The sequence below is a fragment of the Burkholderia sp. L-4 genome (genome assembly GCF_056856535.1).
The window spans coordinates 1,611,291-1,626,049 of sequence record NZ_JBXEOX010000001.1 but is presented as its reverse complement, the minus strand read 5'-3'; the positions used below and the strand labels follow the sequence as shown (position 1 = coordinate 1,626,049).

Annotated in this window: 16 protein-coding genes; 6 read left to right on the top strand and 10 right to left on the bottom strand. The window is 67.0% G+C overall.

All coding sequences use genetic code 11. The annotated features are described in order from the left end of the window. Positions 1-35 precede the first annotated feature (35 nt). The 3 genes from AC1VVG_RS07595 to AC1VVG_RS07585 all read right to left on the bottom strand — a co-directional run bounded on the left by AC1VVG_RS07595 (position 36) and on the right by AC1VVG_RS07585 (position 2,396). Positions 36-389, bottom strand: coding sequence for a RidA family protein (locus tag AC1VVG_RS07595; RefSeq protein WP_034190161.1), 354 nt, complete (start codon positions 387-389; stop codon positions 36-38). 80 nt (positions 390-469) lie between these two features. Continuing rightward, on the bottom strand, positions 470-1,366 hold the full coding sequence (locus AC1VVG_RS07590) for an alpha/beta fold hydrolase (RefSeq protein WP_034190162.1): 897 nt from the start codon (positions 1,364-1,366) through the stop codon (positions 470-472). Between the two features lie 124 nt (positions 1,367-1,490). Next, positions 1,491-2,396, bottom strand: a complete 906-nt coding sequence (locus tag AC1VVG_RS07585) for a LysR family transcriptional regulator (protein WP_059557875.1) — start codon at positions 2,394-2,396, stop codon at positions 1,491-1,493. A 138-nt stretch (positions 2,397-2,534) separates the two neighbouring features. Between AC1VVG_RS07585 and AC1VVG_RS07580 the strand changes: the two genes are divergently transcribed. The 3 genes from AC1VVG_RS07580 to AC1VVG_RS07570 are packed head-to-tail and all read left to right on the top strand — an operon-like array spanning position 2,535 to position 4,867. Continuing rightward, complete coding sequence (locus tag AC1VVG_RS07580; protein WP_049029773.1) at positions 2,535-3,092, top strand: ester cyclase; 558 nt, start codon at positions 2,535-2,537, stop codon at positions 3,090-3,092. Positions 3,093-3,104: 12 nt separating this feature from the next. Next, positions 3,105-4,115, top strand: a complete 1,011-nt coding sequence (locus AC1VVG_RS07575) for a polysaccharide deacetylase family protein (protein WP_059557844.1) — start codon at positions 3,105-3,107, stop codon at positions 4,113-4,115. Positions 4,116-4,153: 38 nt separating this feature from the next. Continuing rightward, a complete protein-coding gene (locus AC1VVG_RS07570; protein ID WP_059557846.1) occupies positions 4,154-4,867 on the top strand; it encodes an SDR family oxidoreductase in 714 nt (237 codons plus the stop codon). A 76-nt stretch (positions 4,868-4,943) separates the two neighbouring features. Here AC1VVG_RS07570 and AC1VVG_RS07565 read toward each other — a convergent pair whose 3' ends face one another. Both AC1VVG_RS07565 and AC1VVG_RS07560 read right to left on the bottom strand, forming a co-directional pair. Beyond that, complete coding sequence (locus tag AC1VVG_RS07565) at positions 4,944-5,585, bottom strand: CoA transferase subunit B (protein ID WP_034190166.1); 642 nt, start codon at positions 5,583-5,585, stop codon at positions 4,944-4,946. A gap of 1 nt (position 5,586) precedes the next feature. Next, positions 5,587-6,291: a CoA transferase subunit A gene (locus AC1VVG_RS07560; protein WP_021162428.1), complete on the bottom strand. Its 705-nt coding sequence runs from the start codon at positions 6,289-6,291 to the stop codon at positions 5,587-5,589. 223 nt (positions 6,292-6,514) lie between these two features. Here AC1VVG_RS07560 and AC1VVG_RS07555 point away from each other — a divergent pair, with 223 nt between their 5' ends. Next, a complete protein-coding gene (locus AC1VVG_RS07555; protein ID WP_034190167.1) occupies positions 6,515-7,060 on the top strand; it encodes a LuxR C-terminal-related transcriptional regulator in 546 nt (181 codons plus the stop codon). A 107-nt stretch (positions 7,061-7,167) separates the two neighbouring features. On the opposite strand, the gene AC1VVG_RS07550 is transcribed toward AC1VVG_RS07555, so the two are convergent. Further along, on the bottom strand, positions 7,168-7,608 hold the full coding sequence (locus AC1VVG_RS07550; RefSeq protein ID WP_034190168.1) for an acyl-CoA thioesterase: 441 nt from the start codon (positions 7,606-7,608) through the stop codon (positions 7,168-7,170). Positions 7,609-7,640: 32 nt separating this feature from the next. Next, positions 7,641-8,423 (bottom strand): SDR family oxidoreductase, encoded by a 783-nt coding sequence (locus AC1VVG_RS07545; protein WP_034190169.1) that lies wholly within the window; start codon positions 8,421-8,423, stop codon positions 7,641-7,643. Between the two features lie 179 nt (positions 8,424-8,602). Here AC1VVG_RS07545 and AC1VVG_RS07540 point away from each other — a divergent pair, with 179 nt between their 5' ends. Continuing rightward, on the top strand, positions 8,603-10,276 hold the full coding sequence (locus AC1VVG_RS07540; protein WP_069245623.1) for an electron transfer flavoprotein-ubiquinone oxidoreductase: 1,674 nt from the start codon (positions 8,603-8,605) through the stop codon (positions 10,274-10,276). A 132-nt stretch (positions 10,277-10,408) separates the two neighbouring features. Here the strand turns inward: AC1VVG_RS07540 and aroC are convergent, their stop codons facing one another. The 3 genes from aroC to AC1VVG_RS07525 all read right to left on the bottom strand — a co-directional run bounded on the left by aroC (position 10,409) and on the right by AC1VVG_RS07525 (position 14,281). Continuing rightward, entirely contained in the window at positions 10,409-11,509 is a 1,101-nt protein-coding gene (gene aroC, locus AC1VVG_RS07535) for a chorismate synthase (RefSeq protein ID WP_034191153.1), read from the bottom strand. A 242-nt stretch (positions 11,510-11,751) separates the two neighbouring features. Beyond that, positions 11,752-13,686, bottom strand: a complete 1,935-nt coding sequence (locus tag AC1VVG_RS07530) for an MFS transporter (RefSeq protein WP_034191154.1) — start codon at positions 13,684-13,686, stop codon at positions 11,752-11,754. A gap of 139 nt (positions 13,687-13,825) precedes the next feature. After that, positions 13,826-14,281: a CBS domain-containing protein gene (locus AC1VVG_RS07525; RefSeq protein WP_006488504.1), complete on the bottom strand. Its 456-nt coding sequence runs from the start codon at positions 14,279-14,281 to the stop codon at positions 13,826-13,828. Between the two features lie 159 nt (positions 14,282-14,440). Here AC1VVG_RS07525 and AC1VVG_RS07520 point away from each other — a divergent pair, with 159 nt between their 5' ends. Beyond that, the gene (locus AC1VVG_RS07520) at positions 14,441-14,758 is read left to right on the top strand and encodes an Mpo1-like protein (RefSeq protein WP_034191155.1); all 318 of its coding nucleotides are present in this window, start codon (positions 14,441-14,443) and stop codon (positions 14,756-14,758) included. Position 14,759 lies beyond the last annotated feature (1 nt).

Sequence of the window (14,759 nt, the reverse complement as noted above, 5' to 3'; positions counted from 1 at the left end):
TGGCGGAATGCGGTCATCGTCGGGTGTGGCCCAGCTCAGCTCCGCTGCGCGGCAACGACCACGATCTCGACGAGCAGCGCGGGATCCGCGAGCTTCGCCTCGACGGTGGCGCGCGGCGGCGTGTTGCCCTGCGCGACCCACGCGTCCCACTCCGCATTCATGCCGTCGAAGTTCGCCAGATCCGAGATGTAGATCTGCACCGACAGCAGATGCGCCTTGTCGCTGTTCGCTTCGGCGAGCAGACGGTCGATGTGGCCGAGCACTTCGCGCGTCTGGCCCCTGATGTCCTGCGTGGTGTCTTCGGCGATCTGGCCGGCCAGATACACGGTACCGTTGTGGATCGCGGTTTCGGAGAGACGGGCCCCGACGTGGTGACGAATGACTGCCATGGAATGTTCCGGTCGTGAGTGAAGGGAGAATCGGACGGCGGCACGGCCCACGTGCCGCCGAACCGCATATTATGACGCGTTTATGCGCGGCCTTCGACGAAAAACCGCCGCGCAAGTGCAATCTGGTCGGCACTGACGAACGCCGGCGCGTGGCCCGCCCCCGGAATCTCGACGTGCGTCACATGTCGGCCGCGACGCACCATGTCGGCCACCGTCTCGCGCGACAGCAGGTCGGAGGTCTCGCCGCGCACGACGAGCAGCGATGCGTCCGTCGTCTCGATCGCACGCCACAGCGCGGCCTCGCCGAGCGCGGCCAGTTCGGGCGTCGTCGCCTTGAACGGCTCGGCGATGCGCGGATCGTAGCGCATCGTCCAGCCGCCTTCGGGCAGCTCGCGCAGCAGCGGCCCGTTGATCTCGCGCCACTCGTCGGCACTCAGCGCGCCGAACGGCAGCGACAGCGACGTCAGGTAGTCGATCCCCTCCTGCTCGGTGTCGAAGCGCGGCTGCACGCCGAGGTATTCGCCGATGCGTGTCAGCGAATCGGGCTCGATGCGCGGCCCGACGTCGTTGACGATCATCCGGCGCAGCGGCGAACCGGGCAGCCCCGCAAGCGCCATGCCGATCAGGCCGCCCATCGACGTGCCGAACCAGTCGACCGATTCGACGTCGAGCCGCGCGATCAGCGTCACCATGTCGGCCACGTACTGCGGAATCGCATAGAGCCGCGGGTCGGCCAGACGGTCCGACCGGCCGCGCCCGACGATGTCGGGGCAGACGACGCGATACGTATCGGACAGCGCGGCGGCGAGCCGGTCGAAATCGCGCCCGGAACGCGTCAGGCCGTGCACGCAGACGAGCACGCGCGGATTGGCGGGATCGCCCCACTCGGTATAGGCGACGTGGTGAAGGCCGGCGGCACTCGCACACTGCACGCGCCGCTGGCGGGGAACCGGAGGATTCGCTGGGGTCGTTGGCATCGTTGGCATCCTGTCGAACGGGGGCGACGCGCGGGGCAACGCTTGCGACGCCCGATGCGAACGATTGTAAACCGCTTCCGAACAACGGGCGCCGCGCCCGCGGCGCACCGCACGGGACGGAGGCTCAATCGGCTCGGCGCCACGCCGCGCGCAACTGCTCGCGCAGGAACTCGACGAAGGTGCGCACGCGCAGCGGCACGTGGCGGCCGCCGGGATAGACCGCATGCAGCGGCGCCGCGGACGCCGCGAAAGCCGGCAGCACGCGCACGAGCCGGCCGGCATCGAGATCGGCGCCGACGTCCCAGATCGACTTCAGCGCAATACCCGCGCCTTCCAGCGCCAGCGTACGCGCCGCACCGCCGTCGTTCGTCAGCAGCGCGGCCGCCACCTCGACGGCCACCCTGCCCTGGGCGCCGTCGAAGCGCCATTCGGCACGCGCCTGGTCGCCCATCACGATGCATCGATGTTCGCGCAGTTCGGCCGGATGGGCCGGCGCCCCGTGCGCCGCGAGATAGCCCGGCGACGCGCACAGCACGCGATGATTCGGCGCCAGCTCGCGCGCGATCATCGTCGAATCGGCGAGATTGCCGATCCGCACGGCGACGTCGATGTCATGGGCGAGCAGGTCGACGACCGTGTCGGTCAGCAGCAACTGCACGGTCAGTTGCGGATGCCGCTGCTGAAACGCCGCCACGACGGGCGCGATCCGCAGACGGCCGAGCTCGCCGGGCGCCGTCACGCGCAGCACGCCGCTGACCGTGCCGCGACGATCGCGCATCAGCGTTTCGGCGCGATCGACTTCGGCCAGGATGCGCAGGACCTGGGCGTGAAACTGCGCGCCTTCGTCGGTCAGCGTTTGCTGCCGGGTCGTCCGGTGCAGCAAGCGCACGCCAAGCTGCGACTCGAGCTGCGCAAGCCGCTTGCTGACGACGGACAACGACAAATCGAGTTCGCGCGCGGCCGCCGACAGGCTGCCGGCCGACACGATCCTCGCGAAAGTGTCGAGCGCAGGAAGATCGTCGATCAGCATCCGGTCGCCCGCCGCATCCCAGCCTTTCCTTTTTTCGAATAATCCATTCGCCGTTCGCCCGTATTTGCATCCAAAACGGAAACCTACCATACCTGTTCCGCGTCGTCGCACGACGCCATTCACAGGACCTCCGAAACCATGTCGATCCGCCTTCGTTCGATCACCCGCCCCGTCGCGCCGGTACTCGCCGCGGCCGCTTGCGTCGTGGCACTGTTGCCCGCCGCGTCCCGTGCGGCAGACCTCGTCGCGCCGCGCAGCCTGACCGTGGCCGAGGGCGTGCCGGCTGCGCAGGCCCGGGCGCAGATACTGGCCGCGCGCCGCTACGGCACCTTCTGGGATACCGGCGACGCCGATCTCGCCCGCACCGCGCTCGCCGCCGACTTCACCGACCGGACGCTGCCGCCCGGCCGGGAACAGGGCATTCCGGGACCGCTCGCGGCCTCGCGCACGATGCGCGGCGCGATTCCGGATCTGCATTGCGACATCGAACAGATGATCGTCGCGGGCGACCGCGTCGTCGTCCACCTGCACTTTCGCGGGCATTTCACCGGCACGTTCAACGGAACGGCCGGGCGCGGACAGGCAATCGACTTCATCGCGACCGATATCTACCGGATCGACCACGGCCGGATCGCGGAAAACTGGCACATCGAGGACAACCTGACGTTGATGCGTCAGCTCGGACTGGTCGCCTGACGGAGGAACGCAATGACTCACGATCACGACCCTCGTGCGACGCACCTGCCGCGCCGCAGATTTCTGGCCCAGACCGGCGCCGGGCTCGCGGCCGGCGCCGCGGTGATGGCCGGCGCGTCCCGGCCGGCAACGGCCGCCCCGATTCCGGCGCGCCCCACGCCGGACGCCGCGCCGTTCTGGCCGGACGGCGCGCGCCTGGTCATCTCGATCTCGATGCAGTTCGAGGCGGGCGGCCAGCCGCCCAGCGGGGCGGACAGCCCCTTTCCCGCCGTCGCGTTTCCGCCGTCCGTGCCGGTCGATCTCGCGTCGGCCACCTGGTTCGCCTATGGCTACCGGGAAGGCATTCCTCGCCTGCTCGACCTGTGGGACCGGCATGGCGTGAAAGTCACGTCGCACATGATCGGGGAAGCCGCGCGTCGGCACCCCGAGCTGGCGCGCGAAATCGTGGCGCGCGGCCACGAAGCCGCCGCCCACGGGCCGACCTGGCGTGCGCAATTCGCGATGAGCCGCGACGACGAGCGCCGCTTCCTGACCGAAGCCCGCGACATGGTCGAAGCGGTGACCGGTCAGCGCCCGATCGGCTACAACTGCAACTGGCTGCGGCGCGGCCCCCATACGCTGTCGTTGCTGCAGGAACTCGGCTACACGTATCACATCGACGACGTCAGCCGGGACGAGCCTTTCATCGAAAGCGTCGACGGTCGCGATTTCGTGGTGGTCCCGTACACGCTGCGCAACAACGACATCCTGCTGATCGAAGGCCGCAACTACTCGCCGACGATGTTCCTCGAGCAGATCAAGCTCGATTTCGACCAGTTGTACGCGGAGGCCGGACAGCGGCGCAGACTGATGTCGATCAGCGCGCATGACCGGATCAGCGGCACGCCGCAAATGGTCCGCGCATGGGACGCCTTCCTGCACTACGCTCGATCTCACCCCGGTGTCGCATTCATGCGCAAGGACGACATTGCGCGCTTCGCGCTGCACGGCCCGTCGACGCTGCGCGAAACCGAAACGATCTGAGCGGACGCCCCTCCCCCTTTCAACCAGGAAAAATCGTCATGACTGACCTGCTTCACGGAAAGAAAGTACTCGTCGTCGGAGGAAGCTCCGGCATCGGCGCCGCTGCCGCGACGGCATTCGCGCGACACGGCGCGATCCTGACGATCGCCTCGCGCAACCCGGGCAGGATCGCGATCGATGCCGGGGCCGGCGCACACGTGCGATACGAAACGCTCGACATCACCGATACGGCCGACGTGGAGGCCTTCTGCGCGCGCGCCGGCCAGTTCGACCACGTCGTGATTTCAGCGGCAAGGACGGCCACGGGCCCGGTCCGCGGACTGCCGCTGGCCGACGCGCAGGCTGCGATGGACAGCAAGTTCTGGGGTGCATATCGCGTCGCGCGGGCGATCGATATCGCGCCCGGCGGTTCGCTGACGTTCGTGTCGGGTTTCCTCAGTGCGCGGCCGAGCGCGTCGTCGGTGCTGCAAGGGGCGATCAATGCGGCGCTGGAGGCGCTGGCGCGCGGCCTGGCCCTCGAGCTGGCGCCGGTCCGCGTGAATACCGTGTCGCCCGGCCTGATCGCGACGCCGCTGTGGGACAAGCTCGCATCCGATGCGCGCGACGCCCTGTACGCCGGCGCCGCGCAGCGCCTTCCGGCCCGCCGGGTCGGCCAGCCGGAGGATGTCGCGAATGCCATCCTGTATCTGGCGACGACGCCTTATGCGACCGGCTCGACGGTGCTGATCGACGGCGGCGGCACCATCGCGTGACGCAAGCGCGCACGACAAAACGCCCCGCGTTCCGTTGGGAACGCGGGGCGTCGGGGACGACGCAACGAGGCGACGCTCAGGCCACCGCGCTGACGTCGAGCGGTGCGCCCGTCTTCGCCTGGATCTCGTCCGCGCTCACGCCGTCGGCGAGTTCGAGAACCTTCAGGCCGGACGGCGTCACCTCGATCACGCCCAGATCGGTGATGATCAGGTCGACCACGCCGACACCCGTCAGCGGCAGGTTGCATTCTTCGAGAATCTTGTGCTGGTCGCCCTTCGCGACATGCTCCATCAGCACGACGACACGCCCCACCCCCGCGACGAGGTCCATCGCGCCGCCCATCCCCTTGATCATCTTGCCGGGGATCATCCAGTTCGCGAGGTCGCCCTGCTTGCTGACCTGCATCGCGCCGAGGATCGCGAGATTGATGTGGCCGCCGCGAATCATCGCGAACGAGTCGGCCGACGAGAAGATCGACGAGCCCGGCAGCGTCGTGACGGTCTGCTTGCCGGCGTTGATGAGATCGGCGTCGACTTCGTCCTCGGTCGGCGACGGGCCGATGCCGAGCAGGCCGTTTTCCGACTGCAGCCACACCTCGACGCCTTCCGGCACGTGGTTCGCGACGAGCGTCGGCAGGCCGATGCCGAGGTTCACGTAGAAGCCGTCCTGCAGTTCCTTCGCCGCGCGCGCGGCCATCTGGTCACGATTCCAGGCCATGTCAGTCTCCTTTCGCGCGTACGACGCGTTGTTCGATGCGTTTTTCCGGCGTCGCGTTCAGCACGATGCGCTGCACGAAAATCCCGGGCGTGTGGATATGGTCCGGATCGAGTTCGCCGTTTTCGACGATCTCTTCGACCTCCGCCACGGTGATCTTGCCGGCCATCGCGCACATCGGATTGAAGTTGCGCGCCGTGCGGCGGTAGATCAGATTGCCGGACTTGTCGGCCTTCCACGCCTTCACGAGCGCGACGTCGGCCGTCAGCGACGGCTCGAGCACGTAGTGGCGATCGCCGAACTGGCGCGTTTCCTTGCCTTCCGCGATCACGGTGCCGTAGCCGGTATTCGTGAAGAAGGCGGGAATGCCCGCGCCGCCCGCGCGCAGCTTCTCGGCGAGCGTGCCTTGCGGCGTGAATTCGAGTTCAAGTTCGCCGGCCAGGTACTGACGCTCGAACTCCTTGTTCTCGCCGACGTACGACGAGATCATCTTCTTGATCTGGCGCGTTTCCAGCAGCAGGCCGAGGCCGAAACCGTCGACGCCCGCGTTGTTGCTGATGCAGGTGATGCCCTTGACCGCCGAATCGCGCAACGCCGCGATCAGCGCCTCCGGAATCCCGCACAGGCCGAAGCCGCCCACCGCGAAGGTCTGTCCGTCGCGGACGATCCCTTCCAGCGCGGCAGCCGCGCTTGGATAGACTTTGTTCATCAGTTGTCCCTTCCTCTATGGAAACCAGCAAAACCGGTTCACGCGCCCACCTGGGCCGCAAGCCCGCCGCATCATTCTATGCATGCGCGGCCCTGCCTGCGTCGAAGCGCGCTGTTTTTATGTCGCGGCAAGCCGCCGCGAGATGCCTGAAAGGGTACGATGCGGCGCGGATGCGGCACAATACGCAAAAATACATAAGCGTTTGCCTCCGCTTGCCTGCGCCATGCCCGCTCTCGATTACCAGACTGCCTTCCACCTCGCGCCGCTCGGCCTCGTGCTGTCGCGCGACCGCGTGATCGAGGATTGCAACGATGCGCTTGCGTCGATCTTCCGCTGCGCGCGGGCCGATCTCATCGGAAAATCGTACGAGGTGCTCTATCCGTCGACGGACGAATTCCAGCGCATCGGCGAGCGAATCGCGCGCGTGATGGCCGCGAACGGCATCTACTCGGATGACAGAATCATGAAGCGCGCGGACGGCGAGCTGTTCTGGTGCCACGTGACGGGCCGCGCGCTCGACCGCACCGCGCCGCTCGCGGCCGGCGTCTGGACCTTCGAGGATCTGAGCGCGACGCGCCGCGTCGCCGTCGAGCTGACCCCGCGCGAGCGCGAGATCGCCGCGCAGCTCGCGACCGGCAAGACCAGCAAGCAGATCGGGCGCGTGCTCGACATCAGTTCGCGCACGGTCGACATCTACCGCGCACGGCTGATGCGCAAATACGGCACGAACAACACGCCGGAGCTGGTGCAGCGCCTGCTCGGGCAGTGAACGCTTGTCGCGTGGCGGCGCCCGAATGACGATCGGCCGCGCAGAGCGGCCGATTCGGGTAACGACGGGCATGGCGGCTCGCCGGCGCGCGGCGCCGGACTCGCCTCTCAGTCGATTTTCGTCGCGAGTGCGCGCTCGATCGTGTCGCGCAGCAGTGGCGGCAGTTCCACCGACTTGCCGAGCGCATAGTCGACCCACACGCAGCGCGCCTTGCCGCGTGCATAGACGTGCTGCGGATCGTCCGCGCGCGTGAGCTCGAAGCCGGTGTCGAAGCTGCTCCGGCCGGGTTTCGCGGCCGACATCCTCGCGATCACGTCACCCGGATAGTGCAGCTGCTTGAGGAATTCCATCGACGCCGTGACGATGACGGGCCCCTGCCCTTCGCCGTTGCCGCCGGCAATGCCGAGTTCCTCGAACCACGAGATCCGCGCCTGCTCCATGTAGCGGAAATAGACCGTGTTGTTCACATGGCCGAACGCGTCCATGTCGCCCCAGCGGATCGGCATCGACATCTCAAATACGGGGGAGTAATCGCTTGTTGCGCTCATTGCAGTCTTCTTCGTTGCCGGGTGTCATCCGCTCAGGCGAGGCCGAAGCCATCGTCGGCGGAGATAATCGAGCCGTTGATGAACTGCGACTCGTCGGCCGCGAGCAGCAACAACAGCCCGTCGAGATCCTGAGGCTTGCCGACGCGCCGGCGCGGCAGCATCGACTGCAGCTTCTGGCCCTGCTCGGTTTCCCACAGGTAATGATTGATTTCGGTATCGATATAGCCCGGACAGATCGCGTTGACGTTGATCCCGTGGCGCCCCCACTCGAGCGCCATCGCGCGCGTCATCTGCACGACCGCGGCCTTGCTCATCGCGTAGAGCCCGATCTGCGGGAACACGCGCAGCCCGGCCACCGATGCAATGTTGATGATCCGGCACGGCGGCTTGCCGTTGCCGCTGCCGTTGGCGCGCATGATCATCCGCTTCGCGACTTCCTGCGCGACGAAAAATGCGCCGCGCGTGTTGGTATCGAACACGAACTCGAAATCGGCCGGCGTGACGTCGACGAGCTTCTGCATCGTCGAGACACCCGAATTGTTCACGAGGATGTCGATCGTGCCGGCCTCCGTCTCCGCATGCGCGATCGCGGCCTTGATGCTCTGGACGTCGGTCACGTCAAGCGACACGACGTGCGCGGCGCCACCCGCCGCCTCGATCTCCGCGCGCAGCTCCTTCAGGCGCTCGACCCGGCGGCTCGCGAGCACGACCTTCGCGCCAGCCTGCGACAGCACCTGTGCAAAGCGCTGCCCGAGGCCGCTCGACGCGCCCGTGACCAGCGCAACCTTGCCTTCCAGATTGATCGATCGACCCATTTGCACATCCCCTTTCGATGTCGTTTCGCCAGCCCGGGCGGCACAGCCCGAACGGCATTACCCTAGCACAAAAAATAGAACGATCGTGCTAATCTAGCCGCATGTTGTTGCGGCAAGCGTTTCGTTTCGCAGACAATACGCTCCCGAATAAAAGCATTCTAACGGTTAGAGGAACGCCAATGACCCCCGCAAGCCTCATCGAGCAATACGGCCCGCGCGAATCGATGGAATACGACGTCGTGATCGTCGGCGGCGGCCCCGCCGGGCTGTCGGCGGCGATCCGGCTCAAGCAGCTGGCCGCCGAGAAAGGCACCGAGATCGGCGTGTGCGTGCTCGAGAAGGGTTCCGAGATCGGCGCGCACATCCTGTCGGGCGCGGTGATGGACCCGCGCGCGATCACCGAACTGTTCCCCGACTGGAAGGAACGCGGCGCGCCGCTCGACGTCGAGGTGACGGAAGACCGCTTCCTGTTCCTGTCGGAGAGCAGCGCGGTCACCACGCCCAACTGGGCGCTGCCCGACAACTTCAAGAACCACGGCAACTACGTGATTTCGCTGGGCAACGTCACGCGCTGGCTGGGCCAGCAGGCCGAAGCGCTGGGCGTCGAGATCTTCCCCGGCTTCCCGGCCGCCGAGATCCTGTACAACGACGACGGTTCCGTGAAGGGCGTCGCCACCGGCAACATGGGCGTGGGCAAGGACGGCGAGCCGACCGAGAACTTCCAGCTCGGCATGGAGCTGCACGCGAAGTACACGCTGTTCGCCGAAGGCTGCCGCGGCCATCTGGGGCGGCAACTGATCGCGAAGTACAAGCTCGACGCGAACGCGGATCCGCAGGCGTACGGGATCGGCATCAAGGAACTGTGGGAAATCGATCCGGCCAAGCACAAGCCGGGCCTCGTGATCCACACGGCCGGCTGGCCGCTGAAGTCCGACACCTACGGCGGCTCGTTCCTGTATCACATGGACAACAACCAGGTCGTGGTCGGCTTCGTGGTGGGCCTGGGCTACACGAACCCGTACCTGTCGCCGTTCGAGGAATTCCAGCGCTACAAGACGCATCCGTCGATCCGCGCGTTCCTCGAAGGCGGCAAGCGCGTGTCGTACGGCGCGCGCGCGATCACGGCCGGCGGCCTGCTGTCGCTGCCGAAGACGGTGTTCCCGGGCGGCGCGCTGATCGGCGACGACGCGGGCTTCCTGAACGCATCGCGGATCAAGGGCAGCCACGCGGCGATCAAGACCGGCATGCTGGCGGCGGACGCGGCGTTCGACGCGGTGCAGGCCGGCCGCCAGTCGGACGAGTTGAACGCGTACCCGGACGCGTTCAAGCAGTCGTGGCTGTACACGGAGCTGTACCGCGCGCGCAACTTCAAGCAGTGGATGGCCAAGGGCCTGTACCTGGGCACGCTGATGGTCGGGCTCGAGCAGAAGGTGATGGGCGGCAACGTGCCGTGGACGCTGCACCACAAGCATGCGGATCACGAGATGCTGAAGCCGGCGTCGCAGTGCGAGCCGATCGAATACCCGAAGCCGGACGGCAAGCTGACGTTCGACCGGCTGTCGTCGGTGTTCATCTCGAACACGAACCACGAGGAGAACCAGCCGGCGCACCTGACGCTGAAGGATGCGAGCGTGCCGGTGAACGTGAACCTGCGCACGTACGCGGGACCGGAGGGGCGTTTCTGCCCGGCGGCGGTGTACGAGTTCGTGAAGAACGACGACGGCAGCGACCGGCTGGTGATCAACGCGCAGAACTGCGTGCACTGCAAGACCTGCGACATCAAGGACCCGACGCAGAACATCGTGTGGGTCACGCCCGAGGGCGGCGGCGGGCCGAATTACCCGAACATGTAATCCGCCACGACGCGCCGCCGCGAGCGGCGCGTTTTTGTCGGTCGCCACGAACGAAACGGGGCGCTGCCTGAAGCAGCGCCCCGTTTTGCCTTCCCTGCGCGTTCGCGAGGCGCGCCGCCCCGCCCGCTTGTGTCAGGTCGCGCTACCGGCGATCTTCGGCGTCGACGTCTCGACGTCGCCGCATTGTGCGCGATGGCGCAGCGCGTGATCGATCAGCACCAGTGCGAGCATCGACTCGGCGATCGGCGTCGCACGAATGCCGACGCACGGATCGTGACGGCCGAACGTTTCCACCGTCGCCTCGTCGCCTGCCTTCGTGATCGAACGGCGCGGCGTGCGGATGCTCGACGTCGGCTTGATCGCGATCGACACGGTGATGTCCTGCCCTGTCGAAATCCCGCCGAGCACGCCGCCCGCATGGTTGCCGACGAAACCGCCCGGCGTCAGCTCGTCGCCGTGCGCGGAGCCGCGCTGCGCGACGCTGTCGAAGCCCGCCCCGATCTCGACGCCCTTCACCGCGTTGATGCTCATCATCGCCTTCGCGATGTCGGCATCGAGACGGTCGAACACGGGCTCGCCCCAGCCGACCGGCACGCCCGACGCGACGACGTCGATGCGCGCACCGATCGAATCGCCCTCCTTGCGCAGCGCATCCATGTACGCCTCGAGCTCCGGCACGACCGCCGCATTCGGCGAGAAAAACGGATTCTCGCGCACGTGCGACCAGTCGACGAACGGCACGTCGATCTCGCCGAGGCTGCTCATGTAGCCGCGCACTTCGACGCCGAAGCGCTCGCGCAGCCACTTCTTCGCCACGGCACCCGCGCCGACGAGCGGCGCGGTCAGGCGCGCGGACGAGCGGCCGCCGCCGCGGTAGTCGCGGATGCCGTACTTCTGCCAGTACGTGTAATCGGCATGGCCGGGACGGAACGTCTCGACGATGTTGCCGTAGTCCTTGCTGCGCTGGTCGGTGTTGCGGATCAGCAGCGCGATCGGCGTGCCGGTCGTCACGCCTTCGAACACGCCCGACAGGATCTCGACCTCGTCGGCCTCCTGCCGTTGCGTCACGTGCCGCGACGTGCCGGGCTTGCGGCGGTCGAGCTCGAGCTGGATGTCGGCTTCGGTCAGCCCCATTCCCGGCGGGCAGCCGTCGATCACGCAGCCGATCGCGGGACCGTGCGATTCGCCGAAGGTCGTGACAGTGAAAAGCGTGCCGAGAGTATTGCCGGACATGATGGAACCGCCCAAAGATAAATGGGCAAACCGATGCGCTGCCGTGCCGCGGGCAGATCGATCGTTTGCCGGTCGAGAAAAAGAGGTAAACCGCTATTATGCCAGCCGTCCCGGAACCGCGGGACGCTTGACACGCCGGTCAGGGCGCACGGTACGTGCCGGTGCGGCCCGATGGGGGCGGCCGGCAGCCCGTTCCACCCGGACAGCAGCCGCATGCCGGCACGGCGCCGGCCGGCGCCCGCCTACTTCCGCGCGCCGCGCAGCTCGGTCACCGCCGCCTGCAGCGACTCGGGCGTCGCGACCGACGCCGGGACCGGCTCGCCGACTGCCAGCGTGAGCCGGCTCATCACGCCGCGCTTGATGGGGCGCGGCATCCGCGCATCGGAATGCCGCGAGAAATAGCTGCCCCACAGCCCGCGCAGCGCCATCGGGATGACCGGTGCCGGGGTGCGGCTCAGGATCTCGGTGATGCCGTGGTGGAACGTATTGATGTCGCCCGTCTTGGTCAGCTTGCCCTCGGGGAAGATGCACACGAGTTCGCCGTCCTTCAACGCGGCCTCGCACAGGTCGTACGCACGCGCGAGCATCGCCGGATCCTCGTGGCGCGGCGCGATCGGGATCGCCTTCGCATGCCGGAACACCCAGCTCGCGAAGCGCGTCTTGAAGATCCGGTGATCCATCACGAAACGGATCGGGCGCGGGCTCGCGGCCGCCAGCACGAGCGCATCGACGTAGCTGACGTGGTTGCACACGAGCACGGCCGCGCCTTCCGCCGGAATCCGCTCCGCGTGCACGAGGCGGATCCGGTAGAAGGTGTGCACGAGCACCCACGCGACGAAACGCAGCAGGAACTCGGGCACGAGCAGGTAGATGTACGTCGCGACGATCACGTTCAGCAGCGCGGTGGCGAGGAACAGCCCCGGGATGTCGACGCCGGCCTTGGTCAGCCCCATCGCCATCACGGCCGACAGGATCATGAACAGCGCGTTCAGGATGTTGTTCGCGGCGATGATCCGTGCGCGGTGCGTCGGCGCGCTGCGGCTCTGGATCAGCGCGTACAGCGGCACGCTGTAGAAGCCGCCGAACATCGCGAGCAGGAACAGGTCGGCGAGGATGCGCCAGTGGCGCGCGCCGGCCAGGAATTCGCCGACCGACAGCAGATGGCCCGGCGACGGCAGCGCGCGGCTCGCGAAATACAGCTCGATCGCGAACACGCTGATGCCGATCGAGCCGAGCGGCACGAGGCCGATCTCGACGCGCCGCTGCGACAGCCGCTCGCACAGCAGCGAGCCGAGGCCGATGCCGACCGAGAACGTCGCGAGCAGGATCGTGACGACGTCGGGGCTCGCGGACAGCACGTCCTTCGCGAAATTGAAGAACGACGTGAGGAAGGTCGCGCCGACGAACCACAGCCACGAGATGCCGAGCAGGCTGAGGAACACGGTGCGATTCTGGCGCGCCAGCCCGAGGTTGCGCCACGTTTCGCTGACCGGATTCCAGTTGATCACGAGATCGGGCTGCGGCGCCGGCGTCGACGGCACGCGCTGCGCGACGAGGCGCCCCGCGAGCGCGATCACGACGACGCTCACCGCGAGCACGCGTTCGCCGGCGCCTTCGATGCCGGCGGCCGCGCCGCCGATGATCGTGCCGATCAGGATCGCGATGAACGTGCCCATTTCGACGAGGCCGTTGCCGCCGACCAGCTCATGCTCGCCGAGATGCTGCGGCAGGTACGAATACTTGACGGGCCCGAACAGCGTCGAGTGCATCCCCATCATGAACGTGCACAGATACAGCAGCGTCGCGCTGTGCGTGACGAAGCCGGCGGCGCCGACGAGCATCAGCACGATCTCGAAGGTCTTCACGAAGCGCGTGAGGGTCGCCTTGTCGTATTTGTCGGCGATCTGGCCGGACGTCGCCGAGAACAGCACGAACGGCAGGATGAAGATCGCGGAAATCAGGAACGCGGCCGTCTTGGCGTCGACGCCGGCGAACCGCGCGGTGTGATAGGTGACGAGCGACGTGAAGCCGATCTTGAAGACGTTGTCGTTCAGCGCACCGAGGAACTGGGTCGTGAAGAACGGGGCGAAACGGCGCTCGCGCAGCAGGTCGAACTGCGACGCGTGGGCACGCCGTTCGTCGCGCCGCTCCGAAGTGGCTTGCGTGTGATCGCTCATGCGGAATACGCGCGCGTCGTCTCGGCGAAGCTGCGCGGGCCTCGTGTTGTCGTTGAAAAAAAGGCGGCGCAGGACAAGCCTGCGCCGCCGCATGCCGGATGGCGGCGCCCATGCATCGAGGTGCCGGGCGCGGCGCGGTTCACGGCTTGTGCGCTTCGGCTTCCGATTCCGGCCAGTCGCGGATGTACGCCTTCAGCATCCGGTTCTCGAAGCTCTGCGCCTCGACGACCGTCTTCGCGACGTCGTAGAACGAAATGACGCCCATCAACACCTTCTTGTCGAGCACCGGCATGTAGCGTGCGTGACGCTCGAGCATCATCCGGCGCACTTCGTTGACGTCGGTTTCCGGCGTACACGTGAGCGGCTCGTCCATCACCTTGCGCACCTGGACGTCGCCGATCGCGCCGCCGTTCACGTGCAGGCGCAGGATGATCTCGCGGAACGTCAGCATCCCGACGAGATCGCCGTACTCCATCACGACGAGCGAACCGATATCGTGTTCGGCCATCGTATCGACCGCTTCGCGCAGCGGCTTATCGGGCGTCACCGTAAACAGCGTGTTGCCCTTCACTTTCAGAATATCGCTGACGCGCATCGTAGTCCCCTCATGCTTGAATGCAAAATCTCTTTCGATCCTATCGGAAAGCCTGTCAAAAGGAAAGCGCGGCCCCGGCGCGGCGGCCGCGCCCCCGCTTGCGGACATGGGCCGCCCGCCGCACAATGAAGCCATCGACAGCGGCCCGAGGAGGCAGCGATGGCGCATACGCATTCGGAGCAGTTCGCCCGCTTCGCCGATTTCTACCCGTATTACCTGAACGAACACCAGAACCTGACGTCGCGCCGGCTGCACTTCATCGGCTCGCTCGGCGTGATCGGCTGCGTCGCGATGGCGATCGCGACCGGCAACTGGCTGTGGCTGCCGGCGGCGATCGTCTGCGGCTACGGCTTCGCGTGGGTCGGGCACTTCTTCTTCGAGAAGAACCGCCCGGCCACGTTCCGGCACCCGATCTACAGCCTGATGGGCGACTGGGTGATGTTCAAGGACATCTGCACCGGCAAGATCCCGCTGTAGC

What these genes read in the sequence shown, in the direction of transcription:
- AC1VVG_RS07595 (WP_034190161.1), bottom strand. Translation starts at nt 389, where the DNA reads ATGGCAGTCATTCGTCACCACGTCGGGGCCCGTCTCTCCGAAACCGCG.
- AC1VVG_RS07590 (WP_034190162.1), bottom strand. Translation starts at nt 1,366, where the DNA reads ATGCCAACGACCCCAGCGAATCCTCCGGTTCCCCGCCAGCGGCGCGTG.
- AC1VVG_RS07585 (WP_059557875.1), bottom strand. Translation starts at nt 2,396, where the DNA reads ATGCTGATCGACGATCTTCCTGCGCTCGACACTTTCGCGAGGATCGTG.
- AC1VVG_RS07580 (WP_049029773.1), top strand. Translation starts at nt 2,535, where the DNA reads ATGTCGATCCGCCTTCGTTCGATCACCCGCCCCGTCGCGCCGGTACTC.
- AC1VVG_RS07575 (WP_059557844.1), top strand. Translation starts at nt 3,105, where the DNA reads ATGACTCACGATCACGACCCTCGTGCGACGCACCTGCCGCGCCGCAGA.
- AC1VVG_RS07570 (WP_059557846.1), top strand. Translation starts at nt 4,154, where the DNA reads ATGACTGACCTGCTTCACGGAAAGAAAGTACTCGTCGTCGGAGGAAGC.
- AC1VVG_RS07565 (WP_034190166.1), bottom strand. Translation starts at nt 5,585, where the DNA reads ATGGCCTGGAATCGTGACCAGATGGCCGCGCGCGCGGCGAAGGAACTG.
- AC1VVG_RS07560 (WP_021162428.1), bottom strand. Translation starts at nt 6,291, where the DNA reads ATGAACAAAGTCTATCCAAGCGCGGCTGCCGCGCTGGAAGGGATCGTC.
- AC1VVG_RS07555 (WP_034190167.1), top strand. Translation starts at nt 6,515, where the DNA reads ATGCCCGCTCTCGATTACCAGACTGCCTTCCACCTCGCGCCGCTCGGC.
- AC1VVG_RS07550 (WP_034190168.1), bottom strand. Translation starts at nt 7,608, where the DNA reads ATGAGCGCAACAAGCGATTACTCCCCCGTATTTGAGATGTCGATGCCG.
- AC1VVG_RS07545 (WP_034190169.1), bottom strand. Translation starts at nt 8,423, where the DNA reads ATGGGTCGATCGATCAATCTGGAAGGCAAGGTTGCGCTGGTCACGGGC.
- AC1VVG_RS07540 (WP_069245623.1), top strand. Translation starts at nt 8,603, where the DNA reads ATGACCCCCGCAAGCCTCATCGAGCAATACGGCCCGCGCGAATCGATG.
- aroC (WP_034191153.1), bottom strand. Translation starts at nt 11,509, where the DNA reads ATGTCCGGCAATACTCTCGGCACGCTTTTCACTGTCACGACCTTCGGC.
- AC1VVG_RS07530 (WP_034191154.1), bottom strand. Translation starts at nt 13,686, where the DNA reads ATGAGCGATCACACGCAAGCCACTTCGGAGCGGCGCGACGAACGGCGT.
- AC1VVG_RS07525 (WP_006488504.1), bottom strand. Translation starts at nt 14,281, where the DNA reads ATGCGCGTCAGCGATATTCTGAAAGTGAAGGGCAACACGCTGTTTACG.
- AC1VVG_RS07520 (WP_034191155.1), top strand. Translation starts at nt 14,441, where the DNA reads ATGGCGCATACGCATTCGGAGCAGTTCGCCCGCTTCGCCGATTTCTAC.